This is a genomic window from Curtobacterium sp. MCPF17_050 (assembly GCF_003224435.2).
Classification (GTDB): Bacteria; Actinomycetota; Actinomycetes; order Actinomycetales; family Microbacteriaceae; genus Curtobacterium.
In genome coordinates this window covers 1500922-1512926 of record NZ_CP126250.1, presented here as the reverse complement: position 1 = coordinate 1512926, position 12005 = coordinate 1500922, and the positions used below count along the sequence as shown (strand labels likewise).

The following is a 12005-nucleotide window of genomic DNA, read 5'->3' as shown; positions in this document are numbered from 1 at the left end:
CGAGGGAGTTGCACCAGGTGACGGAACAGACTTACGACGTCGTGGTCCTCGGTGGCGGCAGCGGCGGCTACGCCGCAGCGCTCCGGGCCGCCGAGCTCGGCATGAGCGTCGCGCTCATCGAGGGAGACAAGCTCGGAGGGACGTGTCTGCACCGCGGCTGCATCCCGACGAAGGCACTGCTGCACTCGGCCGAGATCGCCGACGGTACCCGTGACGCGGAGAAGTACGGTGTCATCGCCGAGTTCACCGGCGTCGACGTGCCGAAGGTCATCGAGTACCAGCAGGGCGTCATCAACTCGAAGTACAAGGGCCTGCAGGGGCTCATCAAGGCCCGCGGCATCACCGTCGTCGAGGGGTGGGGCCGGCTGACCTCGCAGAACACGGTGCAGGTCGGCGACCAGACGGTCACCGGTCGCAACGTCGTCCTCGCCACCGGCTCCTACTCGAAGTCGCTGCCGGGCCTCGAGATCGGCGGCCGGGTCATCACCTCCGAGACCGCGCTCCGCATGGACTACGTCCCGAACAAGGTCGTCATCCTGGGTGGCGGCGTGATCGGTGTCGAGTTCGCCAGCGTGTGGAAGTCGTTCGGCGCCGAGGTCACGATCGTCGAGGGCCTGCCGCACCTCATCCCCGCCGAGGACGAGTCGATGTCCAAGCAGCTCGAACGCGCGTTCCGCAAGCGCGGCATCGAGTTCTCGCTCGGCGTCCGGTTCGACCACGTCGACCAGCACGAGAACGGCGTCGTCGTCACGCTCGAGAACGGCGCGACCTACGAGGGCGACGTCCTCCTGGTCGCCGTCGGCCGTGGCCCGGTCACGCAGAACGTCGGCTACGACGAGGTCGGCGTGGCCATGGAGCGCGGGTTCGTCACGACGAACGAGCGCCTCCTCACAAACCTGCCGAACGTCTACGCCGTCGGCGACATCGTCCCGGGCCTGCAGCTCGCTCACCGCGGCTTCCAGCAGGGCATCTTCGTCGCCGAGGAGATCGCCGGTCTCAACCCGGTCGTCATCTCCGACACGAACATCCCGAAGGTCACCTACTCCGACCCCGAGGTCGCCTCGGTCGGGCTCTCCCAGGCGAAGGCCGAGGAGCAGTACGGCGCCGACAAGGTCGACACCTACGAGTACAACCTCGCCGGCAACGGCCGCAGCCACATCATCGGTACGGCCGGTGCGGTGAAGGTCGTCCGCGTCATCGACGGCCCGGTCGTCGGCGTCAGCATGATCGGCGCGCGCGTCGGCGAGCTCATCGGTGAAGCCCAGCTCGCCGTGAACTGGGAAGCGCACCCGGAGGACGTCGCTCCCCTCGTGCACGCCCACCCCACGCAGAACGAAGCCCTCGGCGAGGCCTTCCTGCACCTCGCGGGCAAGCCGCTGCACGCGCTGTGATCGACACGCACGTGCGCACGACGAACACCACAACCACGAACCACGCCTGCGAAGAGGAGTCCACCCGATGAGCGAATCCGTCAACCTCCCGGCGCTCGGGGAGAGCGTCACCGAGGGTACGGTCACCCGATGGCTGAAGAACGTCGGTGACCGGATCGAGGTCGACGAGCCGCTGCTCGAGGTCTCCACCGACAAGGTCGACACCGAGATCCCGTCGCCGGTCGCCGGAGTCATCGAGGAGATCCTCGTCCAGGAGGACGAGACCGTCGAGGTCGGCACCCCGCTCGTGAAGATCGGTGACGGTTCCGGTGGTGGCGACTCCTCCGACCAGGGCGGTTCCGAGTCCACCGACGACGCGACCGAGGCGGTTGCACAGGAGTCCGAGCCGGAGACTGCGCCGAGCACGGAGCAGGACACCGAGGCCAAGGCCCCGGAGCCCACCGAGCCCGAGCCCGCACCGGCCGGTCAGACGCAGCCCGCGGCCCCGCAGGCTCCGTCCGCGCCGCCGGCGGCCTCGCCCGTGCCGCAGGCCGCTCCGGTCCCGCCGCCCGCCGCCGCCCCGCCGGCCGCGGTCCCCGCTCCGGCGAAGGCAGCCCCGGCTCCCGCGGCCGTCCCCGCCCCGGCCGCCCCGGCGTCGACGCCCTCGGCCGAGGTCCCGAACCCCACCACCAACGGTGCGGCATCCGGGTACGTCACCCCGCTCGTCCGCAAGCTCGCGAACGAGCAGGGCGTCGACCTGTCGACCGTCGCCGGCACCGGTGTCGGTGGCCGCATCCGCAAGGAGGACGTGCTCGCCGCGGCCTCGGCAGCGGCGGCCGCCCCGGCAGCGTCGGCGTCGACCAGCGCTCCGGCCCAGTCCGATCCCTTCGTCGCCGAGGTCTCGCCGCTGCGTGGGACGCGGGAGAAGATGACCCGCCTGCGCAAGGTCGTGGCCGAGCGGGCCGTGCAGTCGATGACCTCGACCGCGCAGCTCACCAGTGTCGTCGAGGTCGACGTGACGAAGGTCGCGCAGTTCCGTGACGCGCACAAGGCCGAGTTCCTCGAGAAGACCGGTTCGAAGCTCTCCTTCATGCCGTTCTTCGCCCTCGCGGCCTCGGAGGCGCTCAAGGCGCACCCGAAGATCAACTCGACCGTCGACGGCGAGGAGATCGTCTACCCGGAGACCGAGAACGTCTCGATCGCGGTCGACACCGAGCGCGGACTGCTCACCCCGGTCATCAAGGACGCGGCGTCGCTCGACCTCGCGCAGTTCTCGACGGCGATCGCGGACCTCGCGGAGCGCACGCGCAACAACCAGCTCAAGCCGGACGAGCTCGCCGGCGGCACGTTCACGCTGACCAACACCGGTTCGCGCGGCGCGCTGTTCGACACCCCGGTCGTCTTCCTGCCGCAGTCGGCGATCCTCGGCACGGGCATCGTGACGAAGCGTCCGGCCGTGGTGAAGGTCGACGGCCAGGAGGCCATCGCGATCCGTTCGTTCGTCTACCTGGCGCTCTCCTACGACCACCGGATCATCGACGGCGCGGACGCGTCCCGGTACCTGGTGGCCGTGAAGAACCGCCTCGAAGAGGGCAACTTCGCTCCGAACCTCGGGTACTGACCACCCAGGTCGGACGGACACCACGCCGACGGCCCCGTCTCCCACCCGGGAGGCGGGGCCGTTCCGCGTCCCCGGCCCGGTCATCGGCCCCGACCCTGCGTGACGGCGACGACGAGACCCGCCACGACCACCAGCACGGTCACGACCGCACGGACACCGACCCGTCGGCCGGCGAGCGGCACGCCCGATGTCAGGACGTCCCGACACGCCACGAGCAGGCGGCCGACCGGCAGCGTTCCCTGCGTTCCCGGACGCCCGCCCGTCGCCGTGCCGTGGCGGTCTGCGGTCTCGAAGGCGTAGGGCAGCGGCGGCGGGTCCCACCGCACGGGACGCGGTGGTGCCGCCGCCCGGACCGCGCGGTCGAGCTCCACGAGGGCCGCGCCGCCGTGCGTCCGCGCCAGGGAGCACCGTTCGTCGATCCCGTCCGCACCCGGGCCCGCGATCCCGGCGTCCCGGGCGTCGACACGGTCCCAGACGGCACGGACCGCGAGCACGAGCGCCTCGACCCCGGGGAGTGACCCCGCGGGCTGCTGCCCGTCCGCGCCCGGAGGGCGGTCGACGAGCACGACCGCGCCCGCGTCGTCGACGACGACGTCCTCCACGCGGGCGGAGCCGAGCAGCAGCGCGCCGGCGTCCGCCAGCAGCGCGACCTCGAGCAGCGGGAGCGTGAGCGTCACGGCGACGCCCGGTGTCGGCGACCCGATGCGGTCCAGTGCCGTCGGCAGCGCCAGCCCGGACGGTCCGGCCGTCCGCACGACGAGCGCCCCGGTCTCGTCACGACCCACCTGCGCGACGGCGACGAGGTGGTCGTGCGCCAGGCAACTGCGGTCCGCGACCCACTCCCAGAAGGCGTCCGAGGGCGTCGCGGTCCGCCAACAGCGGTCGGTCGGTTGTTCCAGGTCCACGGTGACCAGCGTGCCGGCGGTGAGGCGGGCCTCCCGTCCGCGACCAGGACCGGTGGACACGTCCCGTTCGCCCACAGCCTGAGGGCGGGCGGTCTCCGATCCGCGTGCCAGGCCGTATCCTTGACGGCATGGCACGCAGCAGTTCCTCAAGCACCCCGGCGAAGGAGCCCGGTCGTCTCAAGCAGATGTACCAGGTCTTCACCATGACGCGCCGGGCCGACCCGTCGTCCGTCTGGTGGTTCGCCCTCGCGTTCCTCGGTCCGGTCGTGGCGGGCGTCCTGTTGGCGCTGCTCCTGCCGGGTCAGAACTGGCTCGCGATCGTCCTCTGGATCCTCGCCGGCGTCCTGCTCGGCGTGCTGCTGTTCCTCATCGTGCTCGGGCGTCTGGCCGAGCGGGCCGCGTACTCGCAGATCGAGGGGCAGCCCGGTGCCGTCGGCGCCGTGCTGACGAACTCGCTGCGGCGTCAGTGGCGGTCGAGCGAGATGCCGGTCGCCGTCCACGGTCGCTCGCAGGCTGCGGTCTACCGCGCGGTCGGGACGCCGGGCGTCATCCTCATCACCGAGGGTCAGGTCGGCAACCTCACGCGCCAGGTCGAGGAGGAGCGCCGCAAGGTGGCCCGCATCGTCCCGAACGTGCCGATCCACGTCGTCAACGTCGGCGACGGTGACGGCCAGGTCACGCTGCACAAGCTGCCGAAGGCCATGAACAAGCACAAGAAGGCCCTGAACCGGAACGAGGTGCTGGCGGTGTCGAACCGACTCGACTCGCTGACGCACGGTCCTGCCGCGTCCGTCCCGAAGGGCATCGACCCCACGCGTGTCCGAGCGGGTCGCCCGCGCTGACCGTCACCGCCGCGTCCCGATGCCCCCGGCCGTCCTGGTCGGGGGCATCGTCGTCCTCCGGCATCGGCCGGCCCGGACGGCACTGGCCGGCCCGGACGGCACCGGCCGGCTCGGACGGCACCGGCGGACGAGGACCCGCGTCGTCAGCGGCGGACGAGCACCGTACCGGCAGCGCCGTCGTGGAGCGGACGGCCGTCCTTCGCGTGGATGAGCGCCGGGACGACGATGCACAGCAGCACGGTGCGGACCGCCGGGCGCCAGACACCGACGTAGCCTCCGCGGATCGGCACCACGCGCAGCCCGACACAGAGGTGCCCGAACGACCCCGACGCGAGCGCGATGAACAGGACCTGCAGCACGGCGAAGATGCCCAGCGTGATGAAGTTGCCCGCCGCGCCGTACGTGCCGATGACGAGGGAGACGAGCGAGGCCAACGCCCAGTCGATCACCAGCCCGAGGAACCGTCGGCCGAAGCCGCCCATGCTCCGCGGGCCCGACTCCGGCAGCCCCAGGACCTTGCCCGGCCACTCGGTCCGACCGGAGCCGGCTGCGGGCGGGGTGGACGGAGTGGAGCGGGCCATGTCCCCAGCGTAGGCGGTCGCCGGGTGCGTAACACGCTGGAAACAACGCAGTCACGTCCGGGAAACCCGGTGTCTCTAGCCTCGTCGGAGGGTGCCTCCTGGTTCCCTCGACACCACCCAACGCCACAGGAGACCGACTCGCATGTTCAGTGATTCCTCCGAGGTGCTCGCGTTCATCAAGGACACGGACGTCAAGTTCCTCGACATCCGGTTCACGGACCTCCCCGGGGTCCAGCAGCACTTCAACATCCCCGCATCAACGGTCGACGAGGACTTCTTCGCCGTCGGTCAGCTCTTCGACGGCTCCTCGATCCGCGGCTTCGCGTCGATCCACGAGTCGGACATGCAGCTCATCCCCGACGTGACGACCGCCTACGTGGACCCGTTCCGCGCGGAGCGCACGCTGATCATGGTGTTCGACATCTACAACCCGCGCAACGGCGAGATCTACGGCCGTGACCCGCGCCAGGTCGCCAAGAAGGCCGAGAAGTACCTCGCTTCGACCGGCATCGCGGACACGGCGTTCTTCGCCCCCGAGGCCGAGTTCTACATCTTCGACGACGTCCGCTACTCGGTCACGCAGAACGAGTCGTTCTTCTCCGTCGACTCGGAAGAGGGCGCGTGGAACACCGGCCGCGAGGAAGAGGGCGGCAACCTCGCCAACAAGACCCCGTACAAGGGCGGCTACTTCCCCGTCTCGCCGGTCGACAAGACGGCGGACCTGCGCGACGACATCTCGCTGAAGCTCATCGACGCCGGCCTCGAGCTCGAGCGCGCGCACCACGAGGTGGGCACCGGCGGCCAGCAGGAGATCAACTACAAGTTCGACACGCTGGTCCACGCCGCGGACGACATCCTCAAGTTCAAGTACATCGTCAAGAACACGGCCGAGCAGTGGGGCAAGGTCGCCACGTTCATGCCGAAGCCCCTCTTCGGTGACAACGGTTCGGGCATGCACACCCACCAGTCGCTCTGGTCGGACGGCACCCCCCTGTTCTACGACGAGAACGGCTACGGCGGCCTGTCCGACGTCGCGCGCTGGTACATCGGCGGCATCCTGCGGCACGCCCCGGCCCTGCTCGCCTTCACGAACCCGACGGTGAACTCGTACCACCGCCTGGTCCCGGGCTTCGAGGCCCCCGTCAACCTCGTCTACTCGGCGGGCAACCGTTCGGCTGCGATCCGCATCCCGATCACGGGCACGAACCCGAAGGCCAAGCGCATCGAGTTCCGCGCGCCCGACGCGTCCGGCAACCCGTACCTCGCCTTCGCCGCGCAGCTCATGGCCGGCCTCGACGGCATCCAGAACCGCATCGAGCCGCACGAGCCGGTCGACAAGGACCTCTACGAGCTGCCGCCCGAGGAAGCCAAGAACATCCCCCAGGTCCCGGCCGGCCTGTCGCAGGCGCTCGACGCGCTCGAGGCGGACCACGAGTTCCTCACGAAGGGCAACGTCTTCACCGAGGACCTCATCCAGACCTGGATCGACTACAAGCGTGAGAAGGAGATCCTCCCCCTCGCGCAGCGTCCCCACCCGTTCGAGTACGAGCTGTACTTCGGCGTCTGAGTTCCGCACACGAGGAAGGGCCCCGCACCGTCAGGTGTGGGGCCCTTCCTCGCGTGCGCGTCCGCAGAGCAGGGAGCCGTCCCTGCGCGGCGGGACCGCCGTGCGCGTCCGCCTGGAGGCGCGGTGGCGGCCCTGCGGACCGGCACCGGGCCGCGCACCGCTCCGCACCGCACCGCACCGCACCACGGCAGACGAGAGCGGGGCCCGCGCCGTCGCCGGCACGGGCCCCGCTCGACCGCGGTCTGTTCAGCGCGCGGTCACCAGCGCGTCCGTCACACCGGCCGCGACGCTCGTGGCCGGTGCAGCGGCCGGGCTCGGTCGGCCGAGGGAGCGGACGGTCCAGCCCGCCCCGACCCACCGTGCGGCCGGGAGGCAGTTGCGCGCGTCGATCACGACCCGCTGACCGACGAGGGCGGCGAGGGCGACCGGGTCGGCCTCGACGACCTCGTCCCACTCCGTGAGGACGAGCACGAGGTCGGCGCCCTCGATCGCCTCCGTCATCGATCCGGCGTACGTGAGGGTCGGGAACGAGCGCCGCGCCGTCTCCATCGCCTCGGGGTCCCACAGCGTCACCTGGGCGCCGCGGAGGTGCAGCGCCGCCGCGACGTTGAGCGCCGGCGAGTCCCGGACGTCGTCGGTCATCGGCTTGAAGGCCGCTCCGACGACGGCGATCCGGCGGTTGAGCACCGATCCCCCGGCGGACTCGATCGCCATGTCGATGACCCGCTGGCGCTGGCCCATGTTGATCTCGTCGACCTGCTGCATGAGCCCGACGACCCGCCCGGCGCCGAGTTCGGCCGCGCGGTGCATGAGCGCCCGGATGTCCTTCGGCAGGCACCCGCCCCCGAATCCGAGACCGGCGTTGAGGAACTTCCGGCCGATGCGGGCGTCGTGCCCGAGGGCGTCCGCGAGCGTCGAGACGTCCGCGCCCGTGATCGCGCACATCTCGGAGATCGCGTTGATGAACGAGATCTTCGTCGCGAGGAACGCGTTCGCGCTCACCTTCACGAGCTCGGCGGTGGCGAGGTCGGTCGTGATGACCGGGGTCCCCTCGCTGATCGGGGCGGCGTACACCTCGCGGATCACCGCGTCCGCCGCCTCCGACGCACCGCCCCAGACCAAGCGGTCCGGGTGGAGCGTGTCCTCGACGGCCTTGCCCTCGCGCAGGAACTCGGGGTTCCAGACGAGTTCGGCGTCGATGCCGGCGGGCGTGAACTCGCTGACGATGCCGCGGAGGCGCGCTGCCGTCCCGACCGGGACCGTGGACTTGCCGACGATGAGCCCCGGGTGGGTGAGGTGCTCGGCGACACCGCGGGTGGCGGCCTCCACGTAGGACAGGTTCGCGGCGTGCGACCCGGCCTTCTGCGGTGTCCCGACGCAGACGAAGTGCACGTCGGCCGCAGCGACCGCTTCCGAGATCGAGGAGGTGAAGCGGAGCCGCCCGGTGGCGACGTGCTTCGTGATGAGTTCGGGCAGTCCGGGCTCGTAGAACGGCACCTGCCCGGCCGACAGGGCCGCGAGCTTCGCCGGGTCGACGTCCACGCCGATGGTCTCGAAGCCCATCTCGGCCATGGCGGCGGCGTGCGTGGCACCGAGGTAGCCGGTGCCGATGACGCTGATGACGGGAGCGGGGCGGGCGTGGTCCCGGGATGGCGATGTGGTCACTTCTTGACCTCCTGCAGGTCGTAGTCGATGTCGTTCCGGGCGATGCCGGCCGCGAAGGCCGCCATGCTGTCGGCCCGGGAGTTGAGTCGCCAGTCGTTCGTCGTGCGGGCACCGTCGACGATGGTGGTGGCGGTCTCGCTGAAGTACGCGAAGCCGATGACGTCGGCGTTCGCCGGGTCGGCGAGGGCGTCGAAGAGCGAGGTGATCCAGCGCGCCTTCTGGCCGTCCGTGACCGTGGCACCGGTCTCGGTCGCGCCGATCTCGCTGAGCAGGATCCGCTTCTCGGGCGCGATCTGCCGGAGCTGCTCGATGGTCTTCGCGAAGGTGGTGTCGAACGTCGGCGCCTCGGCCGCCTTCCGGTAGTAGCCGCTCATGCCGACCCAGTCGACGTAGTCGTCACCCGGGTAGTACGCCTTCAGGTAGTCGAGCGTCTGGTACTTCGGGTTGCCCAGGGCGTCGATCCGCGTCGGCGACCAGTTCCAGATGACGTAGTCGTTCGCGCCGGCACGGTCGAAGACGTCGTGCACGTGCTGCCACATCGCGACGAACGAACCCGGTGCGTTCTGCTGGACGGTGCCGTCGGCCCAGTTGTACCAGCTGCCGTTCATCTCGTGGTCGAGCCGGATGACGACGGGCTGGCCGTTCGCCACGAGGGCCTCCGCGTACTGCGTCAGGTAGCGGTCGAACGCCCCGCCGGTGACGTCGGCGTTCGTGTAGCCGGGCACGTACTTCTGGTCGTTGCCGGTCTTCAACGGACGGCTCTCCCAGGTGAGCATCGGGACGCGACCGTTCGTCCAGGAGCGCTGGACGGCGTCGGCGTTGAAGTCCTGGTCGAAGCCCTGGAAGTAGCCGACCATGTTCGTGGCGGTACCGACCTGCTGGGACACCTGGTCGTACTCCGCCCAGTTGAAGGGCGACTGCGCCGTGTACAGGCCGTACCAGCGGGACTGCTGTGCGAGCACCTCGGCCTTGGTCGGGACGTCGACGGGGACCGCGGGGTCCGGGTCCGTCGACGGGCCGTCCTTCCCGGGCACGACGGTCGGACCGCCGCCCTGCCCGGACGCTCCGGAGCCGGACCCCGACCCGGACCCGGACCCGGAGCTGCCGGCGTGGCCGCCGGAGGCCGACGTGCCGGAGGAGGACGAGCCTCCCGAGGAGTGGTCCGCTCCGGACGCCGACCGGGCGTGCGCGAGCTGCGACCGCAGGTCCGCGATCTGGCCCTTGAGCTGCGTGAGCTGGTCGCCGCGGGAGCCGGCCTGCGCCGTGGTGCTCTGCAGCTTGCCCTCGAGCTTCCAGATCCGCTCCTGGGCTGCGGTGAGCTTCGCTTCGAGCGCCTCGGCGTCCGCCGGTTGCTCCTGCTTGGTCGGGACGCCGAGCGCTCGGCTGACTGCCGAGGAGACCGGCCCGGAGGGCGAGATCCACACCGACCAGGTGATGAGCGAGAGGACGGCGACGATGGCCGCCATGCCGACGGCGGTGCGCTTGGCGTGTCGGGACGAGGGTGCCCACCAGGTGCCGGTGGAGCGAGGGAGATCAGACAATGAGGAACGCCTCCAGAGCGAAGACCGCGATCCCGATCACGTAGGGGATCGACGCGTAGGGGTTGAGACGACGGGGACGGGAGGGCTTCGGGGCGCGCTGTGCCTGTCGCTCCGTCGCGGTCGCGACGTCGCGGCGGGTGGCGAGGACGGTCGTGGTGGAGGCCGTGGTGGCGTCCGGACCGAAGATCTCGTCGAACGCGCGGTCGACGGCGGCCTGCTCGTCCGTCCCGCCGACCGGGGCGGACGGGTCGTGGTCGACCGGACTTCCCGGGACGGCCGCGGCCCGGGGCTGCGGCTGCGCCGGGTCCTCCTCGACCGGACCGCCGGCGTAGGCACCGGCACGGGTCCCCCAACCGCTCGCGTGAGCGAGGCGGAAGAACCCGATGAGGCGGATCGGCATGAGGAAGAACGTCGAGACGATGATGAACATCGGCAGGCGGAAGAAGTCGGAGGGCTTCTCGGCCAGGTGCCGCATCTGCCGGATCGCCATGCTCAGCACGCTCGAGACGACCATGAGCCCCGCCACGTAGACGAACCCCGTCGAGAAGCCGTACTGGTGCAGGATCCCCTCGTACAGGTTCTGACCCTGCCCGGTGAGCGCCCGGTAGACCCAGCCGGCGATCACGCCGAAGAGCATGAACGGCAGGATGATGTCCGTCAGGAAGAACAGGGCGAGGACCGGCGCGTGGCCGAGCATCCAGGGCAGCATCCGCAGCGTGTTGTACTGCGACCCACGGGCCCAGCGGAGCTGCTGCTTGAACAGCTTCTTCACCTGCAGCGGGGCGTCCGTGTACACGAGCGACGTGTACTGGTAGACGGTCCGGTAGCCCTCCTTGAGCGTCAGGTTCGTGAGCGTCCGGTCGTCGGACACCTCGAGGAAGACGCCCATGAACTCCTCGTGCATGAACTTGTCCATGACACGGACGAGGATGCTGCGGCGGAACGCGATCGTGCGACCGGGCAGGCAGCCGATCTGCCCGAGCACGCTCTGCGCGGGCATCGAGTACAGCGCGCGGGAGTTCTCGAGCCAGTCCGCCCAGCGGGTGATCCACGAGCGGGTCGGCTCGAGGATGCGCTGGCGGGTGGTGACGCCGCCGACCGACTCGTCCGCGAACGGCCGGAGGAGTTCGACGAGGGTGCCGGGCGTCCAGACGGTGTCCGAGTCGACGAGCACCGTGATGTCGCCGGTGGACATCTCGGTGCCGACCTTGACGGCGTTGCGCTTGCCGGGGATCGGCGTGTGGGTCCAGCGGACCAGCGGCGCGAACTCGTCGCAGACCGCTTCGAGTGCTTCGTTCCGGGCGCCGTTGATGACGACGATGATCTCGCCGGGACGCTGCTCGACCATGCGGCCGATGACGTCACGGAACAGGTCGAGCGGCTCGTCCACGACGGGGACGACCACGCTGGTCGTCCCGGTGTACGTGCCGGTGAAGGGGCGGTACCGGGCGGAGAGGACGACCTTGAGCAACCAGAGCAACCAGATCACCAGTGAGTACACGGTGAAGAGGTAGAACTCGGGGTGGCCGTCGACCATCTGCCGGATCTGGAGGATGAAGGTGAACATCGATCCCTGCTGCAACGTTCGAAGGGGAGATTCCGCGCCATCGGGAAATCGGGGGTCGGTTCGGGTGTCCTCATTCAGACAGAACGCAGACGCGCCGCGCAACGTGCCCCTCGGCCGGGGGTGACGGCGTTGTGCCCCGGGGTACACCGGCGTCCACTGCACGCCGGACAGGGCCGTGTCCGCACTGGTGCTGACAGCAGTTCCGTGGACCGGTCCCACGGCTCGCGGCCGGGCCGTCGACGGCGGGTCCGGCCGGGAGGCCCGGCACCAGCAGACGAGGAACCCCCGGTCAGCAGGCACATCGGCAGTGACCGCCGACCGCCGTTCCGGCATGGGCCGCGCGTGT

General features: G+C 70.4%; 9 protein-coding genes. 4 read left to right on the top strand and 5 right to left on the bottom strand.

What is annotated here, in order from left to right; all coding sequences use genetic code 11:
* The first annotated feature begins 17 nt into the window (after positions 1-17).
* Both lpdA and sucB read left to right on the top strand, forming a co-directional pair.
* A complete protein-coding gene (gene lpdA / locus DEJ34_RS07150; protein ID WP_110825438.1) occupies positions 18-1391 on the top strand; it encodes a dihydrolipoyl dehydrogenase in 1374 nt (457 codons plus the stop codon).
* A 67-nt stretch (positions 1392-1458) separates the two neighbouring features.
* Positions 1459-2991, top strand: a complete 1533-nt coding sequence (gene sucB / locus DEJ34_RS07145) for a 2-oxoglutarate dehydrogenase, E2 component, dihydrolipoamide succinyltransferase (protein ID WP_110911233.1) — start codon at positions 1459-1461, stop codon at positions 2989-2991.
* Positions 2992-3071: 80 nt separating this feature from the next.
* Here sucB and DEJ34_RS07140 read toward each other — a convergent pair whose 3' ends face one another.
* The gene (locus DEJ34_RS07140) at positions 3072-3896 is read right to left on the bottom strand and encodes a hypothetical protein (RefSeq protein WP_146236907.1); all 825 of its coding nucleotides are present in this window, start codon (positions 3894-3896) and stop codon (positions 3072-3074) included.
* Positions 3897-4024: 128 nt separating this feature from the next.
* Here DEJ34_RS07140 and DEJ34_RS07135 point away from each other — a divergent pair, with 128 nt between their 5' ends.
* Entirely contained in the window at positions 4025-4738 is a 714-nt protein-coding gene (locus DEJ34_RS07135) for a DUF4191 domain-containing protein (RefSeq protein WP_110911231.1), read from the top strand.
* A 143-nt stretch (positions 4739-4881) separates the two neighbouring features.
* Here the strand turns inward: DEJ34_RS07135 and DEJ34_RS07130 are convergent, their stop codons facing one another.
* A complete protein-coding gene (locus DEJ34_RS07130) occupies positions 4882-5319 on the bottom strand; it encodes an RDD family protein (protein WP_110900029.1) in 438 nt (145 codons plus the stop codon).
* A 142-nt stretch (positions 5320-5461) separates the two neighbouring features.
* On the opposite strand from DEJ34_RS07130, the gene glnA reads away from it, so the two are divergent.
* On the top strand, positions 5462-6886 hold the full coding sequence (gene glnA, locus DEJ34_RS07125) for a type I glutamate--ammonia ligase (RefSeq protein ID WP_110825433.1): 1425 nt from the start codon (positions 5462-5464) through the stop codon (positions 6884-6886).
* A gap of 246 nt (positions 6887-7132) precedes the next feature.
* Here glnA and DEJ34_RS07120 read toward each other — a convergent pair whose 3' ends face one another.
* The 3 genes from DEJ34_RS07120 to DEJ34_RS07110 are packed head-to-tail and all read right to left on the bottom strand — an operon-like array spanning position 7133 to position 11659.
* Complete coding sequence (locus DEJ34_RS07120) at positions 7133-8551, bottom strand: UDP-glucose dehydrogenase family protein (protein WP_110900028.1); 1419 nt, start codon at positions 8549-8551, stop codon at positions 7133-7135.
* Positions 8548-10092, bottom strand: a complete 1545-nt coding sequence (locus DEJ34_RS07115) for a glycoside hydrolase family 26 protein (RefSeq protein ID WP_146234047.1) — start codon at positions 10090-10092, stop codon at positions 8548-8550. Before DEJ34_RS07115 ends, DEJ34_RS07120 begins: the two co-directional genes overlap by 4 nt.
* Positions 10085-11659, bottom strand: a complete 1575-nt coding sequence (locus DEJ34_RS07110) for a glycosyltransferase family 2 protein (RefSeq protein ID WP_110825430.1) — start codon at positions 11657-11659, stop codon at positions 10085-10087. The genes DEJ34_RS07115 and DEJ34_RS07110 overlap by 8 nt, the downstream gene beginning before the upstream one ends.
* Between the last annotated feature and the right edge of the window lie 346 nt (positions 11660-12005).